General features: G+C 74.6%; 19 protein-coding genes. 11 read left to right on the top strand and 8 right to left on the bottom strand.

Features of this window, described 5'->3' with window-relative positions; translation table 11 throughout:
* Positions 1–54: 54 nt before the first annotated feature.
* Positions 55–702 (top strand): ScbR family autoregulator-binding transcription factor, encoded by a 648-nt coding sequence (locus ACFY30_RS32020; protein ID WP_390848637.1) that lies wholly within the window; start codon positions 55–57, stop codon positions 700–702.
* A gap of 52 nt (positions 703–754) precedes the next feature.
* The gene (locus tag ACFY30_RS32015; RefSeq protein WP_390848636.1) at positions 755–1,942 is read left to right on the top strand and encodes a damage-control phosphatase ARMT1 family protein; all 1,188 of its coding nucleotides are present in this window, start codon (positions 755–757) and stop codon (positions 1,940–1,942) included.
* A 13-nt stretch (positions 1,943–1,955) separates the two neighbouring features.
* Here ACFY30_RS32015 and ACFY30_RS32010 read toward each other — a convergent pair whose 3' ends face one another.
* Positions 1,956–3,224 carry a cytochrome P450 gene (locus tag ACFY30_RS32010; protein ID WP_390848757.1) on the bottom strand — a complete coding sequence of 423 codons (1,269 nt, stop codon included), beginning with the start codon at positions 3,222–3,224 and terminating at the stop codon, positions 1,956–1,958.
* Positions 3,221–3,997, bottom strand: a complete 777-nt coding sequence (locus tag ACFY30_RS32005) for an alpha/beta fold hydrolase (RefSeq protein ID WP_390848756.1) — start codon at positions 3,995–3,997, stop codon at positions 3,221–3,223. The genes ACFY30_RS32010 and ACFY30_RS32005 overlap by 4 nt, the downstream gene beginning before the upstream one ends.
* A gap of 162 nt (positions 3,998–4,159) precedes the next feature.
* Here ACFY30_RS32005 and cyc2 point away from each other — a divergent pair, with 162 nt between their 5' ends.
* A complete protein-coding gene (gene cyc2 / locus ACFY30_RS32000) occupies positions 4,160–6,337 on the top strand; it encodes a germacradienol/geosmin synthase Cyc2 (RefSeq protein ID WP_390848635.1) in 2,178 nt (725 codons plus the stop codon).
* Here cyc2 and ACFY30_RS31995 read toward each other — a convergent pair.
* Positions 6,325–7,059, bottom strand: a complete 735-nt coding sequence (locus ACFY30_RS31995) for a hypothetical protein (RefSeq protein WP_390848634.1) — start codon at positions 7,057–7,059, stop codon at positions 6,325–6,327. The genes cyc2 and ACFY30_RS31995 overlap by 13 nt on opposite strands.
* A gap of 88 nt (positions 7,060–7,147) precedes the next feature.
* Here ACFY30_RS31995 and ACFY30_RS31990 point away from each other — a divergent pair, with 88 nt between their 5' ends.
* Entirely contained in the window at positions 7,148–8,014 is an 867-nt protein-coding gene (locus tag ACFY30_RS31990) for a LysR family transcriptional regulator (RefSeq protein ID WP_390848633.1), read from the top strand.
* Between the two features lie 247 nt (positions 8,015–8,261).
* Here the strand turns inward: ACFY30_RS31990 and ACFY30_RS31985 are convergent, their stop codons facing one another.
* Positions 8,262–8,516: a hypothetical protein gene (locus ACFY30_RS31985; protein ID WP_390848632.1), complete on the bottom strand. Its 255-nt coding sequence runs from the start codon at positions 8,514–8,516 to the stop codon at positions 8,262–8,264.
* Between the two features lie 176 nt (positions 8,517–8,692).
* Between ACFY30_RS31985 and ACFY30_RS31980 the strand changes: the two genes are divergently transcribed.
* The 3 genes from ACFY30_RS31980 (at position 8,693) to ACFY30_RS31970 (ending at position 11,596) form a co-directional block, all read left to right on the top strand.
* Positions 8,693–9,322, top strand: coding sequence for a LysE family translocator (locus ACFY30_RS31980; protein ID WP_390848631.1), 630 nt, complete (start codon positions 8,693–8,695; stop codon positions 9,320–9,322).
* 150 nt (positions 9,323–9,472) lie between these two features.
* Entirely contained in the window at positions 9,473–10,600 is a 1,128-nt protein-coding gene (locus ACFY30_RS31975) for an aminopeptidase P family protein (RefSeq protein WP_390848630.1), read from the top strand.
* Between the two features lie 63 nt (positions 10,601–10,663).
* Positions 10,664–11,596 (top strand): aminoglycoside phosphotransferase family protein, encoded by a 933-nt coding sequence (locus ACFY30_RS31970; protein ID WP_390848629.1) that lies wholly within the window; start codon positions 10,664–10,666, stop codon positions 11,594–11,596.
* A gap of 449 nt (positions 11,597–12,045) precedes the next feature.
* On the opposite strand, the gene treZ is transcribed toward ACFY30_RS31970, so the two are convergent.
* Complete coding sequence (gene treZ / locus ACFY30_RS31965) at positions 12,046–13,791, bottom strand: malto-oligosyltrehalose trehalohydrolase (RefSeq protein WP_390848628.1); 1,746 nt, start codon at positions 13,789–13,791, stop codon at positions 12,046–12,048.
* A gap of 174 nt (positions 13,792–13,965) precedes the next feature.
* On the opposite strand from treZ, the gene ACFY30_RS31960 reads away from it, so the two are divergent.
* From ACFY30_RS31960 to ACFY30_RS31950, 3 genes are all read left to right on the top strand, one after another.
* The gene (locus ACFY30_RS31960; RefSeq protein ID WP_390662083.1) at positions 13,966–14,520 is read left to right on the top strand and encodes an FHA domain-containing protein; all 555 of its coding nucleotides are present in this window, start codon (positions 13,966–13,968) and stop codon (positions 14,518–14,520) included.
* A 152-nt stretch (positions 14,521–14,672) separates the two neighbouring features.
* Positions 14,673–15,992, top strand: a complete 1,320-nt coding sequence (locus ACFY30_RS31955; protein ID WP_390848627.1) for a M14 family zinc carboxypeptidase — start codon at positions 14,673–14,675, stop codon at positions 15,990–15,992.
* Positions 15,989–16,444: an SSI family serine proteinase inhibitor gene (locus ACFY30_RS31950; RefSeq protein WP_390848626.1), complete on the top strand. Its 456-nt coding sequence runs from the start codon at positions 15,989–15,991 to the stop codon at positions 16,442–16,444. The genes ACFY30_RS31955 and ACFY30_RS31950 overlap by 4 nt, the downstream gene beginning before the upstream one ends.
* A gap of 557 nt (positions 16,445–17,001) precedes the next feature.
* Here ACFY30_RS31950 and ACFY30_RS31945 read toward each other — a convergent pair.
* From ACFY30_RS31945 to glgX, 3 genes are all read right to left on the bottom strand, one after another.
* Positions 17,002–18,252: a M14 family zinc carboxypeptidase gene (locus tag ACFY30_RS31945; protein WP_390848754.1), complete on the bottom strand. Its 1,251-nt coding sequence runs from the start codon at positions 18,250–18,252 to the stop codon at positions 17,002–17,004.
* 306 nt (positions 18,253–18,558) lie between these two features.
* The gene (gene treY, locus ACFY30_RS31940) at positions 18,559–20,904 is read right to left on the bottom strand and encodes a malto-oligosyltrehalose synthase (protein ID WP_390848625.1); all 2,346 of its coding nucleotides are present in this window, start codon (positions 20,902–20,904) and stop codon (positions 18,559–18,561) included.
* Positions 20,905–21,131: 227 nt separating this feature from the next.
* The gene (glgX, locus tag ACFY30_RS31935) at positions 21,132–23,252 is read right to left on the bottom strand and encodes a glycogen debranching protein GlgX (RefSeq protein WP_390848624.1); all 2,121 of its coding nucleotides are present in this window, start codon (positions 23,250–23,252) and stop codon (positions 21,132–21,134) included.
* 191 nt (positions 23,253–23,443) lie between these two features.
* Between glgX and ACFY30_RS31930 the strand changes: the two genes are divergently transcribed.
* On the top strand, positions 23,444–24,256 hold the full coding sequence (locus tag ACFY30_RS31930) for a Tat pathway signal sequence domain protein (RefSeq protein WP_390848623.1): 813 nt from the start codon (positions 23,444–23,446) through the stop codon (positions 24,254–24,256).
* Positions 24,257–24,314: the final 58 nt, after the last annotated feature.

Raw genomic sequence — 24,314 nt, 5'->3', positions numbered from 1 at the left:
GGTAAGAAACAAACGGCATGACCCGTTCTTTACCGGCCCAGGAGAGTCCAGTCGATGGCGAGGCAGTTACGCGCCGAGCAGACCCGCGCGACGATCATCACGGCCGCTGCCGATCTGTTCGACCGGCACGGCTACGAGTCGACCAGCCTCAGTGAGATCGTCGAGCACGCCCATGTCACCAAGGGCGCCCTCTACTTCCACTTCGCGGCCAAGGAGGACCTCGCCCACGCCATCATGGAGCTGCAGTCCCAGGCGTCACGCCGGGTCGCCGGTGAGATCGACGACCGGGGCTATCCGGCACTCGAAGCGCTGATGCGCCTCACGTTCGGCCTCGCGCGGCTTTCGGTCGAGGGCCCGATCGCCCGCGCGGGGCTCCGGCTCGCCACCGGGGGAGTGCCGGTCAAGCCACCGTTGCGCCACCCGTTCACGGAGTGGCTGGAGCTGATGACCCGTCGGCTGGTGGGCGCGATGAAGGAGTCGGACATCCACGCGGACGTCGACGTCGACGCCGTCGCCCACTCCCTGGTCTGCTTCTTCGTGGGCACCCGTGTGGTGGGCCGCTCCCGCGAGCCCGCGACCCGGCTGCCACGCCGTATGGCCGAGATGTGGTACGTCCTGATCCGGGGCCTGGTGCCGGTGCCACGCCGTCCGCGCTATCTCAGCCTGGCGGCCCGGCTGGAGCGGGAGATCATGGTGGGGTGAGCCGGGCGGGGAAACGGCCAGGTGGAGCGGCCCGGGCGATACGGTGAGCCGTATGCCCGACACCCCCGCCCCGCCCCCCGTGATTTTTGGCGACGAACCCGGCTCCTTCCCGCACGGCGTCCTGGCCGAACGGCACCCGGCGATCATCCGGCAGGTACGGGACGCCTTCCCCTACGGCCCCGGCGTGCGCGGCGCACTGGACGCGCTGCTGGCGAGCTGCCTGGACGGCGTGATCGAACCGCTTCCCGCCGACGCGCACGACGGGGACCGCTGGCGGGACTGGGGACTCGGCACCAGCGCGGGCCGGTCCTGGTTCGACGTGCCCTGGCTGTGGTCGGAGAGCTACTTCTACCGCCGCCTCCTGCACGCCGTCGGCTACTTCGGCCCGGGCCCCTGGCAGGGCATCGACCCGTTCCGCCCCTTCAAGCTCGCCGAGCTCGACGCCCCCGAGACGGGCGAGGAGCTGGCCGCGCTCGACGCCCTCCGGGCCCGCCCGGCCGACGAGTCGGCCCAGGCCCTGCTGCTGGGTTCGCTGTGGGGCAACCGCGCCGACCTCGGCTTCCGCCTGTCCGAGGCCGGGGCCGGGACCCGGGCCGCGGTCCCGGGTCTGGTCGCCGACGACAGTGATGCCCTGTGGTCGCTGCTGCCGGCCGCCGGCGACGCCTCCGGCACCGTCTGCCTGATCGCCGACAACGCGGGCCGCGAACTGATCCCCGACCTCCTCCTGGCCGCCCACCTCCTCGGTCACGGCCGGGCCGGCCGGATCGTCCTGCACGTCAAGCCGTACCCGTACTACGTCTCCGACGCCACCCCGGCCGACGTCGTGGACGCGCTGCGGAAGCTGACGGCCGCCCCCGGGGAGGCCGCCGTGTACGGCCGCGCGTTGTGGGCGGCGATGGCGGACGGCACCCTCACCGTCCGCGCCCACCCCTTCGCCGCGGCCCCGCTGCCGTACGAGGACATGCCGGCCGACCTGCGCGCGGAGTTCGCCGCGGCCACCCTGACCGTGGTCAAGGGCGATCTCAACTACCGCCGCCTGGTCGGCGACCGGCTCTGGCCCCCGACCACCCCCTTCGCCGACGTCACCGCGTACTTCCCCGGACCGGTCGCGGCGCTGCGCACCCTCAAGTCCGACGTGATCACGGGCCTGACCGCGCAGACCGAGTCCGCCCTCGTCGCGGCGGAGGAGCAGCGCTGGCGGACCGGCGGCACCCATGCGCTGATCCAGGTGCGCCGGTGAGCCGCCGGCGGCCTCAAGTCACCCGCATGGGAAGCGACTTGATGCCGTTGATGAAGTTCGACACCAGCCGCCGGGGCGGCCCGGCCGGCCGCAGCACGGAAAAGGTCCGCAGCACCTCCGCGTAGAGCACCGCCAGCTGGAGCCGCGCGAAATGGGCGCCGAGGCAGACGTGCGGGCCGTCGCCGAAGGACACGTGCGGATTGGGCGCCCGGGACAGGTCCAGCCGGTCCGGGTCGGCGAAGACGCGTTCGTCCCGGTTGGCGGCGGCGTGGAACACCACCACCTTCTCGCCCGCGCGGATCCGCCGTCCCGCCAGCTCGGTGTCCCGGGCGGCGGTACGGCGGAAGGTGAGGACGGGTGGATGCCAGCGCAGCAACTCCTCCACCGCGCGGCCGGGTTCGACCGCACCGCAGCGCAGTCGCTCGTACTCCTGAGGGTGTTCGGCCAGCGCCAGCAGTCCGCCGGGAGCGGCACTGCGGACCGTGTCGTTGCCCGCGACCGTGAGCAGGAAGAAGAACATCTCCAGTTCGCCGTCGGCGAGTTCGGCGTCCAGGGCGAGGGTCGTCAGCACGTCGTCGGCGGGGTGACGTCTCTTGCGCCCGGCCAGCCGGCGCGCGTACGCGAACATGTCCCGCAGCGCTGCGGGCGAACGCGGGTTCACCGGCCGGCCGGTGGTGTCCCGTCGGCCGGGACCGGCCTCGTCCGGATCCTGGTAGCCGATGACCCGGCGCGTCCAGTGCAGCAGGAGGCCGCGGTCCTCCTGCGGGACCCCCAGCAGGTCGGCGAGGTTCAGCAGCGCGTAGTCGTCGGTGACGGCGGTCACGAGATCGGCCGTCCCGTCCGCCGCCCGGGCCTGGGCCAGGGCCCGGGCGCACAGGGTCCGGGCCCGCTCCGCGGCCACCTCGGTGAAGCGGCCGACCCGGCCCGGGGTGAAGGCCCGGCTCACCAGCCGCCGCAGCCGCCCGTGCGCCGGGGGATCCTGATGGAGCATCATGCGCCGGATGAACGGCAGGTCGCCGGGATCGGGGTCCCGGATCTGCGTCGCGCCGAGCCAGGACGAGTACGTCCCCGAGTCCTTCAGCACCCGTACGACGTCCGCGTGCCGGGTCACCGCCCAGAACCCCGGCCCGGCGGGCCACCCCAGCACCTCCGGCTCCGGCTGCCACGCCACCGGGTGGTGGTCGCGCAGGACGCGGTAGGCGCCGTACGGCACACCCGCGGCGTACTGCCGGGGGTCGAAGACCTCGGGCACCGCCACGGGCGCCGGCCGGCCGGCCGTCATACGGGCGTGTCCGCCCGCAGGAAGTCCTCCCACACCCGGACCAGCTCCAGCGGTGTCTCGTCCATGCCGTAGTGCCCGGCGGCGGGGAGTTCGTACAGTTCGGCGCGCGGGTACCAGCGCAGCCACGTCTCACGCATCAGCGCCGCGGACAGGGCGGGGTCCAGGGCGCCGGTCACCGCCAGCGCGGGAACGGCCGAGCCCTCGGTCCGGTCGTGGAAGTCCTCCAGGGCCCAGGAGTCCAGCCAGGCCCGGAACGCCTTCGGGTCGCTGACCTCCACCGAACGGGCGACCATCCGGTCCAGCCAGGCGGCCGGGCGCCGGCGGCCCGTCGTCACGTCGAGGATGGCGCGCCGGTTCTCCGCCTTGTGCGCCGCGTCCGCGAACAGCTCCCACTGCTCGGGCGGCAGCGCCAGCCCGGACGCCGGCACGGGGGAGACGCCGACCAGCCGCCGCAGCCGGTGCGGGGCCTGCGCGAGCAGTCGCTGGGCGACCGCTCCGCCCATCGAGTGCCCGACGACCGAGAACCGCTCCCAGCCGAGCCGGTCGGCCAGCGCCACGAGGTCGACCGCGGCCTCGGCGGTCGAGTACGTGCCGCCGAGGTCCCGCGCCCCGCCGTAGCCGCGCAGATCCACCAGCGCGTACTGGAAGGCCGTACGGTCGAGGTCGGGCACGACGGGCGCGTACGCGGACCGGTCGGCGAACCAGCCGTGCACCGCGAACACCTTGTGGGCGCCGTCGCCGTGCAGCTCATGAGGAAGCTCGAAGGTCTCCAGGGATGGCATGGGACCACGGTGGACCGGCGCCCGGGCTCCGGCAAGAGCGCGTGGGCGCGCGCGGCTCCCGTGCCCCGCACGCCCTCCCGCCCGGTTCACGCGATGGTGTGATCATGTGCCGCCGTCCGGATGTCCGTCCGGGCCCCCGGGTAGGGCCCGGCCATGACGCAGCCGTTCGAACTCCCGCACTTTTACCTGCCGCACCCCGCGCGGCTGAACCCGCACGTCGAGGAGGCACGCGCCCACTCGACCCGGTGGGCGCGCGACATGGGCATGCTGGAGGGGTCCGGGATCTGGGAGCAGGCCGACCTGGAGGCGCACGACTACGGCCTGCTCTGCGCCTACACCCACCCCGACTGCGACGGCCCCGCCCTGTCGCTGATCACCGACTGGTACGTGTGGGTGTTCTTCTTCGACGACCACTTCCTCGACATGTTCAAGCGCACCCCGGACCGCGCCGCCGGCAAGGCGCATCTGGACCGGCTCCCGCTGTTCATGCCGCCGGCCCCCTCGACACCGGTGCCCGAACCCCTCAACCCGGTCGAGGCGGGCCTGAAGGACCTGTGGGCACGGACCGTGCCGGCCATGTCGGCGGACTGGCGCCGCCGGTTCGCCGTGGCGACCGAGCATCTGCTGAACGAGTCGATGTGGGAGCTGTCCAACATCGACGAGGGGCGCGTCGCCAACCCCGTCGAGTACATCGAGATGCGCCGCAAGGTGGGCGGCGCCCCCTGGTCGGCGGGCCTCGTGGAGTACGCCACCGCCGAGGTTCCGGCGGCCGTCGCGGGATCGCGGCCGCTGCGGGTGCTGATGGAGACCTTCTCCGACGCCGTGCACCTGCGCAACGACCTGTTCTCCTACCAGCGCGAGGTCGAGGACGAGGGGGAGAACAGCAACGGCGTGCTGGTCCTGGAGACCTTCTTCGGCTGCACCACTCAGGAGGCCGCCGACACCGTCAACGACATCCTCACCTCGCGCCTCCACCAGTTCGAGCACACCGCCTTCACCGAATTCCCCGCGCTCGCCCTGGAGAAGGGCCTGCGGCCGGACGAGGTCGCCGCCGTGGCCGCGTACGCCAAGGGACTGCAGGACTGGCAGTCCGGCGGCCACGAGTGGCACATGCGCTCCAGCCGCTACATGAACGGGGGCGCCGCCTCCGGTGCCCCCTGGCAGAGGCTCACCGGCCCGGGCACCTCCGCCGCCGACGTCGTCGCGCTGCTCGCCTCGGCCGCCGCGGAGCGACTCCGGGCGTACGCGCACGTGCCGTTCCAGAAGGTCGGCCCGTCACGGCTGCCCGACTTCCACATGCCCTACCAGGTCGCGCTCAGCCCGCACCTGGCGGCGTGCCGTCCGCGACTGACCGCCTGGATGCACCGCATGGGCATGCTGCAGGAAGGAGTCTGGGACGAGGACAAACTCGCCGCCTACGACCTCCCCCTGTGCTCGGCCGGCCTCGACCCGGACGCCACGCCCGACGCCCTCGACCTCAGCGCCCAGTGGCTCGCCTGGGGCACCTACGGCGACGACTACTACCCGCTGGTCTTCGGCGGCCGCCGCGACCTGGCCGCCGCCCGCCTCACCACGGCCCGCCTGTCGGCCTGCATGCCCGTCGACGGCGAGCCTGTCCCCGTCGTCCCCGTCAACGGCATGGAACGCGGCCTGATCGACCTGTGGGCCCGCACCACCGTCGGCATGACCCCGGATCAGCGGCGCACCCTGCGCGACGCGGTCGACACGATGACCGAGAGCTGGGTGTGGGAGCTGTCCAACCAGCTCCAGAACCGCGTCCCCGACCCGGTCGACTACCTCGAGATGCGCCGCGCCACCTTCGGCTCCGACCTCACCCTGAGCCTGTGCCGCATGGGCCAGGGCCCCGCCGTCCCGCCGGAGGTCTACCGCAGCGGCGTCGTCCGCGCCCTGGAGAACGCGGCGGTGGACTACGCCTGCCTGACCAACGACGTCTTCTCGTACCAGAAGGAGATCGAGTACGAGGGCGAGATGCACAACGCGATCCTCGTCGTGCAGAACTTCTTCGGCTGCGACTACCCGACCGCACTGGGCATCGTCCACGACCTGATGACCCAGCGGATGCGGCAGTTCGAGCACGTCATCGCGCACGAACTGCCCGTCCTGTACGACGACTTCGGACTGTCGGCCGAGGCCCGCGAGGCCATGGGGAACTATGTGACCGACCTGCAGAACTGGCTGGCGGGCATTCTGCACTGGCACCGCGAGGTCGACCGCTACAAGGCCGCCTACCTGGGCCGCCGCGCCCACGGCTTCCTCCCGGACCGGCCGCCCGCGCCACCCGTACCCCATCTGTCGGGTCACCTGGGCTGAGGCTGCCTCCGGGCGGCGTGCCCGACCGCGGCTCGCGCCAGGCCCCGGATCATCGGGTGCGGGCGCGAGCCGTCGCCGTACAGCTCCGGCTGGAAGAGGGAGGCCAGGAAGAACGGGTGGCCCGGGAGTTCGGCGATCCGGGGCAGGCCGTCCTCGTCGTGGCCGGAGAAGCACAGGCCGTGGGTGCGCAGGGTGCCGAGGTGGCGGGACGGCCCGTAGTGGCAGGAGTAGCGCTCGACCGTGCGCTCCGCGCCGAGCAGGCCGTGGGCGAGCGACCCCGGCTCCAGACGGACGGTGTCCTCGTGTCCGGCGAGGGAACAGGCCAGGGGTTCGATGAGGAAGTCGTCGGCGTCGGGGTCGTTCTCGGCGTGCGCCACGTGCGGGAGCCCGCAGACGTTCCGGGCGAACTCCAGGAGCGCGTGCTGGAACCCTCCGCAGGTGCCGAGGAACGGGATGCCCTCCTCGCGCGCGGTGCGGATCGCGGACAGCACGCCCGCCTCGCTGCGGTAGGGGCTGCCCGGCATCACCCACACCGCGTCGAAGCCGCGCACCGCGTCCGCGTGCTCGGCGTCCTCGGAGGGGATCCAGTGGGCGTCCAGGACCAGCCGGTCCCGGGTGGCGAGGGCGTCCAGCAGGAGGGGGACGCGGCTGTGCGAGACGACGTTGGGGGAGCGGTCGCCGACCAGGGCGACCGTGGCGATCTGAGCTGCGCTGTCGGTCATGTCCCTCATCCTGCGGGCCCCGCCGAGTTCACGTCCAACGATGATTCCTGCACTCTCCATCAGCGTTGCTGATGAGACCCTGGGCCGCATGGACCCGCACCTCCTGCGCACCTACGTCACCGTCGCCCGCCTCGCCTCCTTCTCCGAGGCCGCCCGGGAACTCGGCTACACCCAGTCGGCGGTCTCCCAGCACATCGCCTCCCTCGAACAGGACCTGGGCGCACCGCTGCTCACCCGGCGTCCCGTCGCTCCCACGGCGGCGGGCGAACGGCTCCTGGAACACGCGGGCCCGCTGCTGCTGCGCCTGGAGGCGGCCCGCGCCGACGTCGTACGGATCGCCGCCGCGCCCGCGCACGGGCTGTCCCTGGCCACCTCGCCGACGGCTCTCGGCCCGGCCGCGCTCGCCGCGCTGCCGCCCGCCGGGGTGACCCTGCGTGTCCTCGCCCGCGACGACGTCCCCGCCGCCGTCGCCACCGGCACCGCCGACCTCGGTCTCGTGGACGGCCTGGCCGCGCCCAGCGACCCGCTCCGACTGCCCGACGTGGCGCCCCTGACGACGTACGGCGTGGCGGAGGAACCGGTGTGCGTCCTGCTGCCCGTGACCCACCCGCAGGCCCGCCGCGCCGGTCTGCGCCTCGGCGACCTCGCCGACGCGCGCTGGCTCGACGCCCCCGACACGGCCCTGCCGCTGCCTCAGCTGCGCGCCGCGAACGGCGGCCACGGCTTCCGGGCCGCCCTGCGTTACGACGGCACCGACGTCCGGGTCCTGACGGCGCTGGCCGCCGCCGGCCACGGGCTGGCGCTGCTGCCCCGCTCGGCGGCCACGGGCGTCCCGGGCACGGCCGCCGTCCCGGTCACCGAGCCCCGGGTCGTCCACCGGACCGAACTCGTCCACGCCGGGACACCGACGGGCGCGGCGGCGGCACTGGCGCAGGCGCTGTCCACGCGCGCGTGAGCGGCGCCTTCCGGCCTCTCGCCGCTCGCCCGGACCCCGACTGAACGCGCACGGCGCCCCTGGGTCCGCCGCCCCGCCGAAGGCAGGGTCGCCGGTCTCGCTTGCTGCCCGGCCTGGTCGCCGCCGCGGCGCTGGTCCTCTCCGGCGTCGGGCTGGGCACACTCGGGGCGAGCGTGAGCGGCACGGCAGGCCGGCCGAGCCGCAACGGCGGACCGGACAGCGGGTGCCGGGCACGGACCCCCGGCCCCTACGCCCGGAACCCGCCGCACCGGACCACCCCGCGCAGCCGGCCGCCCGCGCCGTCTTCGGCCTGCGGGTCGTGGACGCACGCGGACAGGGCGGGTGCCCGGATCGTCGCCGTCCGCGTCCCCGGGCCCGGCCACTCGGCCGGCCTGGTGCGCGGCGACGTCCCGCCGGCGTTCGCCCGGACGAACGCCGACTCGGCGGCGGACCCGGCGCGAGCGGTCGCCGAGGCCCGGCCCGGGGACGAGACCACGCTCACGGTCCGGCACCCGAGCGGCCGATACCAGCGCATGACGGTCGTCCCCTGCGTGGCGAACGTCCCCGGCCGACCCCGGCGCGGGGTGGCCCGCCGCCCGGGGGGCCGGCGGGCAGCCGTGGGTTCCCTCCCCGGCAAACCACTGGCCACGGCAGGTGCCCCGAGTCCACCATGTGCCCATGCTGAGCACCCTCCCCGCCTTCCTCGGCGCCTGCACCCTCATCGCGGCCTCGCCCGGGCCCAGCACCGTGCTGATCATCAAGCAGTCCCTGCGCAGCCGCCGCTCGGGTCTGCTGACCGTGCTCGGCAACGAGACCGGTGTCTTCGTCTGGGGCGTCGTGGCCGCGTTCGGCCTGACCGCCCTGCTCGCGGCCTCCGAGATGGCGTACGACGTGATGCGCGTCGTCGGCGCGGTCGTCCTGGTCTGGTTCGGCGTCCAGGCGCTGCGGCAGGCCCGCCGGACGAGGAAGGACGGCGGCGAGGGCGCCGAGGGCTGGGAGACCGGCGAGAAGAGCGGCTGGGCCTCCTACCGCGCCGGGCTGCTGCTGAACCTCGCCAATCCCAAGGCCGCCGTCTTCGCCCTGTCCTTCCTGCCGCAGTTCGTCCCGGAGGGCGCCCCGCACCTGCCGGCCATGGTGGGCCTCGCCGCCCTGTGGGCCGTGTACGAGGTGGGCTACTACGGCCTCTACGTGTGGTGCGTCGGGCGGATGAAGGCCGTGCTGTCCCGCGCCGGGGTCCGCCGGCGGCTGGAGCAGGTGTCCGGGGGCGTGCTGCTGCTCCTGGGCGTCCGCATGGCCCTGGAGAGCTGACCCGAACCGTCCCGGGCCCGCCCCGCGCCGGAAACCGGGCCGACCGGCTCGCGCGGCCCCCGCTGTCCGGGCAGGATGCTGCCCGTGGTCCTCACGTCAGCCGCGACGTCGGCCACCATGTCAGTCACCACGACCCATCGGGAGACCCGGATGACCGGCACCGCCCCCGCGCCCTTCGCCACCGACGACTACCGGGCCCGTATGGAACGGGCCGTGCGCGAGGCCGCCGACGCCGGACTCGCCGGGCTCCTCGTGGCGCCGGGACCCGACCTCGTCTGGCTCACCGGCTACGCGCCCCCCGCCGACACCGAACGGCTCACCCTGCTCGTCCTCGCCCCCGGCGAGGATCCCGTCCTCGTCGTCCCGGCGCTGGAGGCCCCCGACGCGGCGAAGGCGGCCGGTGCCCCGGCGCTCACCCTGCGGGACTGGACCGACGGCAGGGACCCCTACGCCCTCACCGCCGGCCTGCTCGACCCGCGCGGGCGGTTCGGCATCAGCGACAACGCCTGGGCGATGCACCTGCTGCACCTGCAGAGAACGCTGCCCGGGACGTCCTACGCCTCCCTCACCGAGGCCCTGCCGATGCTGCGGGCCGTCAAGGACGCGGCGGAACTGGAGCTGATGGCGGCCGCGGGAGCCGCCGCCGACCGGACGTTCGAGGAGATCCGCACCGTGCGCTTCAGCGGCCGCCGGGAGTCCGAGGTCGGTGCCGACCTCGCCGGGCTGCTGCGGCGCTTCGGGCACTCCCAGGTCGACTTCACCATCGTCGCCTCCGGGCCCAACGGCGCCAACCCGCACCACGAGGTGGGCGACCGCGTCATCGAACACGGCGACATGGTCGTCCTCGACTTCGGCGGTCTCAAGGACGGCTACGGCTCCGACACCTCCCGCACCGTCCACGTCGGCGAACCCACCGAGGAGGAACGCCGGGTCCACGACCTCGTCCGCGAGGCGCAGGAGGCGGGCTTCCGAGCCGTACGGCCCGGCGTCGCCTGCCAGGAGGTCGACCGGGCCGCCCGCGCGGTGATCGCCGGCGCCGGGTACGGCGAGTACTTCATCCACCGCACCGGCCACGGCATCGGCGTCACCACCCACGAGCCGCCGTACATGATCGAGGGCGAGGAGCAGCCCCTCGTGCCCGGCATGTGCTTCTCCGTGGAACCCGGTGTGTACCTGCCCGGCCGGTTCGGGGTACGCATCGAGGACATCGTCACCGTCACCGAGGACGGCGGACGCCGCCTCAACGACACCACCCGCGAGCTGGTCATAGTGGACTGAACGCATCCCCAGGAGACCCCTCCCCAGGAGTCCGGCACCCATCCGAACGGCAACGGCGCGATCATGACCCAGGCACCGACACCCACCGCGGACACCGTCCGCCGACTGGTCCGCGCGCTCCTCAAGCAGGGCGACCCGGGCGGCTCGGGGCCCGAGGTGCGCCCCGTCGCCGAGGAGGGCGCGCACTCCACCTGGTGGGTCGGCACCCGCCATGTGCTGCGGCTCGCCCCCGACCGCGAGGCGACCGTGCGCCGACGCCGCGAACTGCGGCTGCGCGACCTCGTCCGCCCGTACGTCCCCGTCGCCGTGCCCACCAGCGTGGCGCAGGGCGAATGGTCGCCCGGCCTGATCTGCACCCTGGACACCAGGCTGCCCGGGGGCACCGCCGAGGAGCACGACGTGTCCGCCGTCGGCGAGGCCGACCTCGCGGGACTGCTCGGCGGACTGCGCGAGGTGCCGCCCCGGCAGGCCGAGGCGCTCGGCGTGCCGCGGACCGCCCCGCGCTCGCTGGAGGCGCTGCGCCGCATGGCCGTCACCGCCGGCGCGGCCCTCGCCCGCGCCGACGAGTTCGACCCCCTGCGCCTGAACCAGCTCACCCCGCCCGGCGCGGCCCAGCTGGCCGCCCAGCCCGCCACCGCCGTGCTCGTCCATCACCGGCTGCGCGGCGAGCACCTCGTGGTCAGCGCCGACGGCCGGGTGCGGGGCGTCCTCGACTGGACGGACGCGGTGATCGGCGACCCCGCCGAGGACATCGCCGGCCTCGCCCTCGCCGTGGGCTCCGGCGCCGCCGTCCGCGCCGCCACCCTCGCCGGCTACGGCGCCCGTCCCTGCCTGCGCGGCCTCTGGCTGGCCCGCTGCGACACGGTCGTCCGCCTCGCCGACCGCCTGAACGGCCACGGCACGGACCCCCTGCCCCTCCTGCGCACCCAGCTCCACCGCGCCTGGGAGGCCATCCTGCTGGAGCGGGTGACAGAGTTCCGGGACGGCGACGACTAGCGCCTTCCCGGCGGTCACGGTGCAGGGAGCCAGGGGGGCGCCCGGGGGCTCCTCGGCGTCCAGGGGTGGGCCGGGCCCCGGGTTCTCGGCGTGTCGCCGGTCGGGTACGAGTCGGGGTGGCGGGGGGCGTCCGGGGGGCTCCTCGGCGTTCAGGGGTGGGCCGGGTCCCGGGTTCTCGGCGTGGGTCTTCGAGCGGGTACCAGACGGGGAGGCAGGGGGGCGTCCGGGGTTCCCCTTCCCAGGGGTGGGCCGGGCGCCGGGTCCTCGGCGTGGGCCGCCGGACCGGTACCGCCCGGGGGAGGGTACGGCCTCCTCGCGCGGCGGCTGCGGGGGCCGCGTCGTCCTCCGTGCAGGCGGAACGCGGGGCCGTGCCGTCCGTCGTGCGGGCGGAACGCGGGGACCCTGTCGTCCGTCGTGCGGGCGGAAGGCGGGGCCCGCCACCGCGCGGTTCACTCCTGTTCCAGCACCACGCACGACTCCGGGGGCACGTGCAGCAGACCGTCCGGGCCCGGTACCTCCACCGGCTCCCACGCGGCGAGCACCCGGGCCGGGCGGGGGCCGAGCGGGATCGCCGCCGGCTCCTTCGCGAGGTTCACGGCCACCCGGACGTCTCCGCGCCGGAAGGCGAGCCAGCGGGCCCGGGCGTCGTGGGCGACCTTGATGTCGGCGAGGTCGGGGTCGGTGAGGTCCGGCTGGGCGTGCCGCAGCGCGATCAGCTCGCGGTACCAGGCCAGCACGCGCGCGTGGGGCTCACGCCGCGGCTCGGACCAGTCCAGGCAGGAGCGGTCCCGCGTCTTCGGGTCCTGCGGGTCCGGCACGTCCGCCTCGGCCCAGCCGTGCGCCGCGAACTCCCGCCGCCTGCCCCGCCGTACGGCCTCGGCGAGCTCGGGGTCGGTGTGGTCGGTGAAGTACTGCCACGGCGTGCCCGCCGCCCACTCCTCGCCCATGAACAGCATCGGCGTGAACGGCGCGGTCAGCGTCAGCGCCGCCGCGCAGGCGAGGAGGCCGGGGGAGAGGGCCGCCGCGAGCCGGTCGCCCTGGGCGCGGTTGCCGATCTGGTCGTGGGTCTGGGAGTAGCCGAGGAGCCGGTGCGCGGGGACGCGGGCGCGGTCCAGCGGGCGCCCGTGGTGCCGCTCGCGGAAGCCGGAGTACGTGCCGTCGTGGAAGAAGCCGCCGGTGAGGGTCTTGACGAGCGCGGCGAACGGATCGCGCGCGAAGTCGCCGTAGTAACCCTGGGACTCACCGGTGAGCGCGGTGTGCAGGGCGTGGTGGAAGTCGTCGTTCCACTGGGCGTGCAGCCCGAGGCCGCCCTCGCGGCGGGGGGTGATCAGCCGCGGGTCGTTCAGGTCGGACTCGGCGATCAGGAACAGCGGCCGGCCCGTCTCGGCGGCGAGGGCGTCCACGGCCGCCGACAGTTCCTCCAGGAAGTGGTACGCGCGTGTGTCGGCGAGCGCGTGCACCGCGTCCAGCCGCAGCCCGTCGAGCCGGTAGTCCCGCAGCCACGCCAGCGCACTGCCCAGCAGAAACGCCCGTACCTCGTCCGAGCCCGGGGCGTCCAGGTTCACGGCCGCGCCCCACGGCGTGTGATGCCGTTCGGTGAAGTACGGGCCGAACCCGGGCAGGTAATTGCCCGACGGGCCCAGGTGGTTGTGGACGACGTCCAGGACCACCCCGAGACCCAGCTCGTGCGCCCGGTCGACGAACCGCTTCAGCGCCTCGGGACCGCCGTACGGCTCGTGCACGGCCCACGGCGAGACCCCGTCGTACCCCCAGCCGTGCCGGCCGGGGAACGGGCACAGCGGCATCAACTCCACGTGGGTGACGCCCAGTCCGGCGAGATGGCCGAGACGTTCGGCGGCCGCGTCCAGGGTTCCCTCGGGGGTGTACGTGCCCACGTGCAGCTCGTACAGGACCGCGCCCGGCAGCGGGCGCCCGGCCCACGGCGCGCGCCACGCGTACCGGCCGTGGTCGACGACCGCGCTCAGCCCGTCCGGGCCGTCCGGCTGGCGGCGCGAACGCGGGTCGGGGCGGACGGGACCGTCGTCCACCGAGAAGCCGTACCGCGTGCCGTCCGCGGCCTCCGCCTCTCCGGTCCACCATCCCGCGCGCTCCGGATCGCGCCGCAGCGCGCGCGTGACGTCGTCGCACCGCAGCGCGACCCGTTCGGCCTGCGGTGCCCACACCTCGAACTGCACGGACGGTTCCCCTTACGTCTGCTCACCGTGATGTAGCCGGGTCCATCGTGCTGTAAACGAGATCCGCCCGCCGAGGGGACACCCCCGTCGCGGCGGGTGTCGTCGGCCACGCGCGCGTACCGGCGTTTCTCCGTTTCCTGGACACCCGGGGTTCACTGACCGACAATCACCTGCGTGACGTCGTCTTTCGAGTTCAACACCTACCACCCCGCGCGGCTGTCCGACGCGGAGCGCGACAGGGCGCTGAAGGTGCTCCGTGACGGCGTCGCCATGGGCCGCCTGTCGCACGACACCTTCATCCGGCGCATGGAACTCGCCCTCGCCGCCCGCCGCTCCGACGAACTGGCCGCCCTCACCGCCGACCTGCCCAAGGAGAACCGCTTCGCGCGCGTGGTCTTCGGCACCGTCGAGGCCGTCTCCGGGTTCACCGTCCGGCTGCGCCGGGCCTGGCAGGCCGAGCGGCTGCCCAAGCTGCTGCTGCCGCACCCCGGCACCGAGCACGCGCTGCGCATCGGCCGCGACCCGGTGAGCGGGCTGCGACTGACCCACGAGAGCGTCTCGCGCGTGCACGCCGAACTCAGCCGCCAGGGCGGCATGTGGGTGCTGCGCGACCTCGGTTCGACCAACGGGACCACCGTCAACGGCCGCCGGGTCATCGGCGCGGCCGTCGTGCGCGAGGGCGACCAGGTCGCCTTCGGGAGGGTGGCGTTCCGCCTCTCGGCGAACTGAACCGGCCCGCCGGCGCGGTCAAGTCCCGGCGCGGGCGGCGGTGTTGACGTACCCCCGCACCATGACTCACTGTGCGTACACCCGACACGCCCGGTGAACCGACGGCGCCGCCCTGGAGGTGTGCCCTGCCGCCACTCCTCCGCTATCCGACCGTGGACGAACTCGCGGCCCGCGCCGCCGCGCTCGCCGCCCGCCGTCCCCGGGACGCCGGGCTGCGCCGTGTCGGCGTCTCCCGCGAGGGCACCCCCCTGTGGCTGCTCTCCGTCGGCCGGGGCAGCCGCCAGGTCCTCGTCGTCGCCGGACCGCATGCCAACGAGCCGGTCGGCGGCGCCACGGTCCTCAGGCTGGCCGAACGCGCCCTCGCCGACCCCCGGCTCACCGAGGGTGCCGACGCCACCTGGAACCTGCTGCTCTGCCTCGACCCCGACGGGCTGCGCCGCAACGAGGGCTGGCTGACCGGCCCCTACAGCCTCGGCCGCTACTTCCGGCACTTCTTCCGGCCCGGCTTCCTGGAACAGCCCGAGTGGCTGCCCGACGGGGCGGCCGGTGCCGCGCTCCCGGAGACGCGGGCGCTGCTCCGTCTCCAGGACGAACTGAAACCTTTCTTCCAGTGCTCGCTGCACGGCGTCGACGTCGGCGGCGGCTTCGTGGAACTCACCCGTGACCTGCCCGGCCTCGACCGGCGCGTCGCCCACGCCGCCGCCCGTCTCGGCATCCCCCGCGAACTCGGGCCCTACGACACCCTGTACTGGCCCGCTCTGGGACCCGCCGTCTACCGTATCCCGCCGCCGCACCCCGGCGACCTGGCCGCCGCCATCACCGAGGCCGCCGTCGAGTCGACCTGGCACCACCCGCACCGGTACGGCACCGTCACGGCGGTCGTCGAGGCGCCCATGTGGGGCGTGGCCGCCGTCGAGGACGGATCGCCGCCCGCCGACCGGGACGCCGTGCTGCGCGCCGTCAGCGGCGAGCTGCGCCACGACGTCCAGGTGCTGGAACGTATCCTCACCCGGGCGCGGCCCCACCTCGGCGGCACCGCCGAGACGGCCCGTCTGCTCGCGCCCGTCGACGACCACCTCCTCGTCTGCCCCGGACTCGCCGATGCCTGGGACCCCGACACCACCGACCCACGCCGCCCCCTCCCGACGCTCAGCACCGCCCATCTGACCGCCCTGCGCATCGCCGGCCGCCGCATCGCCGTCCGGACCGCCGGCCTGCTGCACCAGCTCGTCGCCGGCGCGGGCCGCGACCCGGCCGGTGTGCTGCCGGAGCTGGACGGGCTCATCGACCGCTGGTGCGCCGCCTACCAGGACGACTGCCAGGCCCGCTGGATCCCCGTCGCCCGCCAGGTCGAGTACCAGGCGCGGGTCGTGCTCGCCGCGTTCGAACTGGCCGGGCGGCACCGGGATCCCACGCGTTCGGGTGAGCCGGACTGGGGGACGCAGGCCGCCCTGCCGATGCACCGGGAATGAAGCACTTCTACGCGTTCCCCGCCGCACCGCTCCGGCGTGCCCTGCCGGCCGCCGCCGCCCTCCTCCTCGCCGCCTCCGCCGCCCCGGCCCGGGCGGCCTCCCAGGACCCGCTCCCCGGCAACTGGCTCCAGCTCACGGTCACCGGGGACACCTCCCCCTCCCGTGACACCCGTGCGACCCTGCTGCGGTGCGCCCCGCCCCAGGGCCACCGCCGCGCCGCCGAGGCCTGCGCGCAGCTCGCCGCGGTGAACGGGGACCTCCGCGCCCTCCCGGCGGCCGGGGACACCGTCTGCGCCCTCGTCTACGCCCCGGTGACGGCCCGGGCGAGCGGGCAGTGGAACGGGCGCCCCGTCGAGTACACCGAGACCTTCGGCAACGCCTGCGAGATGACCGCCCGCACGGGCGCGGTCTTCGCGATGGACGCCCCGGACACGGCGGCCCCCGGGGCCTGATCGCGGCGGGGCGACGCCGCGGCGCACACACGCGCGTGCCGGCTCAGGGACGACCGGGGTGGGTACCCGCGCGCGTGGCCGGGGTCGGGGGTGGGTTCGAGCGTGTGTGGCCGGGTCCGGGGTGGTCTCGTACGCGCTCGCGTGTCTGGCGCGGGAGGCGGGCCGGGCCGGGCCGGTGTGCGCACGGGGGCACTCCTGGGCCACCCCTCGCGCGCGAGGGGCTGGGATCGGGCGTGGGCACGAGCGGGCACGCGTGCGTGGCGGGAGGGGAGAGACCGGCGCGGGCCGCCGTGCGGCGCCCGGCAGGGGCCCCGCAGATGCCCTGGCAGGGGGCCACCGTGGGCATGCGTCTGTGTCGGGCGGGGAGGACTGGTGTGGGGGTGCGTGCGGGGAGGGCCGGTCCCGCGTGCGCGTGCACGTGGGGGAGTGGCGGTGGCGGGTGCTCGTGTGGGGAAGGCCGGTTTCGGCGAGCGTGCCGGGAGCGCGGTGGAGGGGTGCTCGTGCGGGGAGGGCGGTGGGGGTGCGCCTGCCGGGAGGGGCGGTGCGGGCGGGGTGTTCTAGGCCGATCGCTTGCGGGCGTGGAGTGCTGCCGCGAGGACCGTGCGGCTCTGGTGTTCGACCTGGTGCTCCAGTGGCACCCAGCGGGCGCGGAAGCGCACGGCGAAGGCGTCGCTCCAGTCCTCCACGAGCTGTTCGAGGCGCGGGGCCGCGTGGTCGTCGTTCTCCTGCAGGACCCGCCACAGCATCGCCGCCGCCCGCAGCGGCAGCCGCCGGGCGAAGGCGTCCACGCTCCCGACGTACGCCATCGTCGTACCGGCCGGCGGCGTGCCGGTCCAGTCGGCCGCCAGCCCCGGGACCAGCCCCAGCGCCCATCTGGCCGCCCGCAGGAGGGGTCCGTCGGCGCCCTCCAGCCGCGGCAGCGCCTCGGCGAGCACTCCCTCCACCTCCCGCGAGTCCCGCAGCAGCCGCTCCGCGAGGCGCCGGATCGCCGCGGCCGGGGCGGGATGCGGGGCGGGGTCGTCCACCAGGTCGCTCGCCCACATCGGCACCTCCACCACCGCGGTCAGACCGCCGTAGCGATGGGCGTGGTACCAGGTGCTGTGCCGCGCGTCGTCCGGCATGCTCGGGTACGCCGCGGCCACGCCGGCGTCCGGCATCACGTGCACCCCCGGCCCGGACGCCGGCCAGCCCGCCGCGTCCGAGGCGCCCGTCTCCACCGGGATGTGCAGCCGCGCCGCGGACTTGGCGAACGGCTCGGCGAGCCCCGGGATGTCCTTGGTCAGCTGCACCCAGCTGCCGCCCAGGTCGGTGCCGTGCAGGGTCACCTGCAGATAGGGACGCAGCTCGTCGATGATCCGGGTCAGCGCGCGAGTCTCGGGCGGCAGCCGGTCGGGCGGCAGCACGGCGGGCGACCACTCCGGCTGCTCCGGGCCCGCGGGCCGGAAGAACCCCAGGTGGTACTCCAGCAGACTGCGCGGCGCCGGCGTGATGTGCAGACTCGCCCCGTCCGGGTCCGCGCACAGCAGGAAGTGCCAGGAGACGCCGGTGCGCAACCCCCGTTCGTGCAGCACCCGTTCGGCCAGCGCCAGCAGGGTCGGGCCGCCCGTCGGCTCGTTGGCGTGGGCGCCCGCGACGACCAGTACGGCCCGCCGCGCGCGCCCCACCGACAGCAGGTGCAGGGGACGGCCCGCACGGGAGAGCCCCACCTGCCGCAGAGCGCACAGACCGGAGTGTCGCGCGGCCAGGGCACGGGCGGAGAAGGTCAGTTCGGGAACCGTGGGGTAGCGCAGCACCGGCAGGAGACTCACCCCCGTCATGTCCGACCGGCTTCGCTCTCCGCAGTACCCCACGGACTCTGTGAACTGTCAAGAACGCCCCGGGAGGCGCGAGGGGCGCCCGTCGGCGCACCGAACGGTCACGCCGAAGCCGCCGAGCCGACGAAGCCGCCGACCGCCGCACGGCCACGCCCGCCCGCCGACCGCCGCACGGCCACGCCCGCCCGCCAGCCCGCCGCACCCCCCCCGACCTCGCGACCACCCCCGGCCCGAACCGGCACCCGCCGACGCACGCCGCACCGGGCGCAGGCCGACCCGGCGTCCCCCCGGTCCCCCTCCTCAGCCCGCCGCCCTCTCCAGCAGCGCCACCGGCAGCGGCGCGAACAGCTCGGCCACGCGCGCGTGCCCCGAGAACTCCCGCTCCGGAGCGAGCGCGTCGCGCCACCGCCCCGGCGGCAGCGGCAGCCGGGTGTCCCGCCAGCCGCCCGCCTCCGCCAGCCGCAGCGACAGCCGCGTCACCGCCGTGACCGCCTCGCCCGAGCGCGCGAACGCCAGGCAGTGCTCCGCGGCCGGCCCCTCGGCGGTCAACGGCTCGTACGTCGCCGTGCTCCCGAAGACGCCCGGCCGGTGCCGGCGCAGCCGCAGGGCCGCCTCGGTCACCGCGGCCTTCTCACCGGGGTCCTCGGGCGGGAACCGCACGGGACGCCGGTTGTCGGGGTCCACCAGGGCGCGGTACTCGGCCTCCGTGCCCTGGTAGACGTCCGGGACCCCCGGCATCGTCAGGTGCACCAGCGCCGTACCGAGCACGTTGGCCCGGATGTGCGGCTCCAGCGCCTCGCGCAGTGCCGCCACCCGCTCGCCCGGCGCCCCGCACGGCCCCGCCGCGAGGAACGCGGCCACCGCCTCCTCGTACGGCGGCTCCTGCTCGGTCCAGCTCGTGTACAGGCCCGCCTCGCGCACGTGCTTGAGCAGCGCCTCCCGCACCCGCTCCGGGGCCGCGGGGCCGAGCCCGAACACCGTCTGCCAGGCCGCCCACGCCAGCTGCCCGTCCGGCACCTCCTCCTCCGCGCGCGTGACCTGCTCCAGAACCCGGTCCCAGCGGGCCGGGCACTCGGTGAGCACCGCCAGCGCGGCCCGCACGTCGGCGCTGCGCTTGGTGTCGTGCGTCGACACGACCGTCCCGGTGGCCGGCCAGTCGCGCTGCACGCGCGCGCAGTACGCGTGGAACTCCTCCGGGGACACCCCGGGGCGGCCCGGCTCGCCGCCCACCTCGTTCGCCGCGAGCAGCGGGACGTAGCGGTAGAACGCCGTGTCCTCCACCGACTTGGCGCGCAGCGCGGACGCCGTCTGCGCGAACCGGGCCCGGAACTCCGCGCGCAGGGGCCCCTCGCCGCCGAGCACCAGCGCGCGCACCGTGTCGACCGCGCCCGCCTCCTCCGGCACCATGAACGCGCTCCGCGCCTCCTCGGCCGCCTCCTCGGTGACCACGCAGGCCGGATCGCCCGAGGCGTACGGCCGGTAGACCTCCAGCCGGACGAGGAGCTCCACCAGCGCCGTGCGCAGCGCCCACGGCGCCCGGTCGCGCAGCACGGGGTCCGGGGCGCTCGCGCACAGCCGGGACGCGAGCCTGGTCAGCCGGTCCAGTTCGGCCGCCAGCTCGTGCGAGAGCACCCCGTACGCCGCCCTCCGCGCGGTGGCCGCCCAGTCGCCGCCCCGGTCCGTCTGCGGGGCCGCGAAGCGCCGGTAGAGGGCGAGCAGCTCCCGGGCCCCCGCGGGGTCCGTGAACAGGCCGTCGACGCGGCGCAGGGCGTCGTAACCGGTGGTGCCGGCCACGGGCCAGGAGTCCGGCAGCCGCTCGTCGTCCGCGAGGATCTTCTCGACGACCGTCCAGCGGCCCCCCGTGGCCTCGTGCAGCCGCTCCAGGTAGGCGTCGGGGTCGGCGAGGCCGTCCGGGTGGTCGACCCGCAGGCCGTCGACGACGCCCTCGTGCAGCAGCTGCAGGATCTTGCCGTGGGTGGCCTCGAAGACCTCCGGATCCTCCACCCGCACCCCGATCAGCTCCGAGATGCTGAAGAACCGCCGGTAGTTGAGCTCGGTGCGGGCCAGCCGCCACCACACCGGGCGGTACCACTGGGCGTCGAGCAGTTGCGGCAGCGGCAGGTCCTCGGTGCCCTCGCGCAGCGGCAGGACGTGGTCGTAGTAGCGCAGCACACCGCCGTCCACCCGCAGGTGCTCCAGCTCAGTGCCGACGGGGTGGCCGAGCACCGGGACGAGCACCTGGCCGCCGCGCGCCTCCCAGTCGACGTCGAACCAGCGCGCGTAGGGCGACTTCGGGCCCTCCCGCAGCACCTCCCACAGGGCACGGTTGTGGCGCGGGGCCATCGCCATGTGGTTCGGCACGATGTCCACGACCAGGCCGAGCCCGTGCTCCCGCGCGGCGCGCGCCAGCGCCCGCAGCCCCTCCTCACCGCCCAGCTCCTCGCGCACCCGCGCGTGGTCCACGACGTCGTAGCCGTGCGGGGAGCCGGGCACGGCCTCGAGGACCGGCGACAGATGCAGATGCGAGACGCCGAGCGAGGCCAGGTACGGCACGGCCGCCGCCGCGGCCGCGAACGGGAAGGCGGGCTGCAGCTGCAGCCGGTAGGTGGCCGTGGGCGGGGCGGGGGCGGGGCGCGCAGGGGTCATGGAAACCTACGTACCCGCCCGGCACCCGTTCGTGCGCCCTGACACACCCACGGCCGCCGCCGCACCCCGAAGGGGCGCGGGGCCCTGCCGGCACGCGGCCGCGCCGCGTCCGCACGACCGGCCACGCCCGGACCGGCCGCGACCCTCCCGCCGCGCCGGACCGCGGTCACCGGACCGCGGTCACCGGACCGCGGTCACCGGACCGCGGCGCCACCCACGGCCCCGGTCTACCCGGCCGGTCGCTGCAGCACCGTCATGCTCCGGTCCACCAGCGTCAGCCGGTCGCCGGCCTGCACCTTGCGGGCCGGCCCCTGCGCGAGCGCCTCCGGCTCGGCGGTGTCCACGACCACCTGCCACTGCCGCCCGTGGTCCACCGGCACCACGAACTCCAGGGACTTCGGGGAGGCGTTGAACAACAGCAGGAAGGAGTCGTCGGTGATCCGCTCCCCGCGCGGGCCCGGCTCCGAGATCGCGTTGCCGTTGAGGAACACCGACAGTGCCGACGCCTGCGCCCCCTCCCAGTCCCGCTGGGTCATCTCCTTGCCCTCCGGCGTGAACCAGGCGATGTCCGACAGCTCGTCGTGGGTGCCCTCCACGGGCCGCCCGTGGAAGAAGCGGCGCCGCCGGAACACCGGGTGCTCGCGGCGCAGCCGGGTCAGCGCGCGCGTGAAGTCCAGCAGCTCGCCGCCGGGCCCCCCGGCGTCCGGCCACGCCACCCACGCGAGCTCGCTGTCCTGGCAGTAGGCGTTGTTGTTGCCCTGCTGGGTGCGCCCGAACTCGTCGCCGTGGCTGATCATCGGCACGCCCTGGGACAGCAGCAGCGTGGCGATGAAGTTGCGCATCTGCCGGCCCCGCAGCCGCAGCACCTGCGGGTCGTCGCTCTCGCCCTCGGCCCCGCAGTTCCACGACCGGTTGTGGCTCTCGCCGTCCCGGTTGTCCTCCCCGTTGGCCTGGTTGTGCTTGTCGTTGTACGAGACGAGGTCGTGCAGGGTGAAGCCGTCGTGGCAGGTCACGAAGTTGATGGAGGCGAGCGGGCGGCGGCCGTCGTCCTGGTAGAGGTCGGACGAGCCGGTCAGCCGGGAGGCGAACTCCGCGAGCGTGCGCTGCTCGCCCCGCCACAGGTCGCGCACGGTGTCCCGGTACTTGCCGTTCCACTCCGTCCACAGCGGCGGGAAGTTGCCCACCTGGTAGCCGCCCTCGCCCACGTCCCACGGCTCGGCGATCAGCTTCACCTGCGAGACGACCGGGTCCTGCTGCACCAGGTCGAAGAACGACGACAGCCGGTCCACCTCGTGGAACTGCCGGGCCAGGGTCGCCGCGAGGTCGAAGCGGAACCCGTCCACGTGCATCTCGGTGACCCAGTACCGCAACGAGTCCATGATCATCTGCAGGACGTGCGGGGACCGCATCAGCAGCGAGTTCCCGGTGCCCGTGGTGTCCATGTAGTAGCGGGGGTCGTCGGCCAGCCGGTAGTACCGCTGGTTGTCGATGCCCCGGAAGGACAGCGTCGGCCCCAGGTGGTTGCCCTCGGCGGTGTGGTTGTAGACCACGTCGAGGATGACCTCGATCCCCGCCTCGTGCAGCGCGCGCACCGCCGACTTGAACTCCAGCACCTGCTGGCCGCGGTCGCCCCAGGAGGCGTACGCGTTGTGCGGGGCGAAGAAGCCGATCGTGTTGTAGCCCCAGTAGTTGTTCAGGCCCATGTCGACCAGCCGGTGGTCGTTGACGAACTGGTGCACCGGCATCAGCTCCAGTGCCGTCACACCGAGCCCGGTCAGGTGTTCGATGATCGCCGGGTGCGCGAGGGCCGCGTAGGTGCCGCGCAGCTCCTCCGGCAGCCCCGGATGGCGCATCGTCAGACCCTTCACATGGGCCTCGTAGATCACCGTGCGGTGGTACTCCGTCCGCGGCGGCCGGTCGTCGCCCCAGTCGAAGTACGGGTTGACCACCACCGACGTCATCGTGTGCGGCGCCGAGTCGAGGTCGTTGCGCCTGTCGGGGGAGCCGAACGGGTAGCCGTACACCTCCTCGCCCCAGCGGACCGAGCCGCTGACCGCCTTCGCGTACGGGTCGAGCAGCAGCTTCGCCGAGTTGCAGCGCAGCCCGCGCGCGGGTTCGTACGGCCCGTGCATCCGGAAGCCGTACCGCTGTCCGGGCATCACGCCCGGCAGGTACGCGTGCCGGACGAACGCGTCGCTCTCCCGCAGTTCCACCGCCGTCTCCGAGCCGTCGTCGTGCAGCAGACACAGCTCTACTCGGTCCGCGGCCTCCGTGAAGACCGCGAAGTTCGTGCCGGCGCCGTCGTACGTGGCGCCGAGGGGATACGCCTCTCCAGGCCAGACCTGCATGAAATGACTCTTTCAGGTGTGCCGCCGCGCCGGGGGCGCCTTGCCGTCGAGTCTCCCGGAAAGTGATGGAACCACCCGCGACTTACGCCCCTCTTACCTGTCGACCAGTGCATACGCCGGCATACGGCGCATGCCGAACCAGTGGGGCAGACGAACATACTCCCGGGCGACAGGGGGAGTAGGGGGCAATTGTGCGCACGACAGTGCGTCGCCACCTGGGCAAGGTGGTGGCGGGTACGGCCATCGCGGTGGCCGCGACAGCCGTGATGATCGGGATCACCCTGCCGGGCACGGCGGGGGCCGACGACACGGCAGGCGGGAAGGCCGGACGGACGGCGGGGCAGGCGGCGGCCGGGGACCAGGGCGGCGTGGTCCGGCCCGGTGTCGTCGAGCAGGCCCCGGACGAGGGGGAGAAGGGCAAGGGCAGCGACCCGCTCACCGACGACGAGATGAAGCGGGCGGAGCGTCTCGCGCTCAGCCGGCAGCAGCTCAGCGCGGGTGAGAACGTCGAGGGCGAGCGCGGCCCGCAGCGCCTCGGCGTGGAGCTCGCCGCCCCGGAGGCGGACGAGCTGGACGACCCGGACGCGCCCCGGCGCGCCGACGTGACGTTCTACGACTACAAGAACGACACCCTGGTCACCAAGACGGTCAACCTCGACACCGGCAAGGTCGAGAACACCGGCACCCAGCGCGGTGTCCAGCCGCCGCTGAGCCCCGACGAGCAGAACGAGGCGGCCCGGCTGCTGATCGCCGACCCGCTCGGCGCGGGCCTGAAGGCCGACTACAAGGACGCCACCGGCAAGGAGCTCACCTCCCCGGACCAGCTGCTGCTCGCCAGCATGGTCTACCGGGCGGTGCCGGGCGCCCAGCCCGCGAGTCTCGACCCGTGCGGCGAGCACCGCTGCGTGCGTCTGCTGCCGAAGGTCAAGAACGGTCCCTGGATCGACGCCCGGTCCCTGGTGATCGACCTCAGCACCGGCAAGGTCGCGAAGCTCGACAGCTGAGTCGGCTCGCGCGTCCACCTTTCCCACTCACCACCTCCTGCCAAGGAGTCATGTCCAC

Source organism: Streptomyces sp. NPDC000345, from assembly GCF_042898825.1.
Taxonomy (GTDB): Bacteria; Actinomycetota; Actinomycetes; order Streptomycetales; family Streptomycetaceae; genus Streptomyces.
This window is presented reverse-complemented; position numbering and strand designations above follow the sequence as displayed.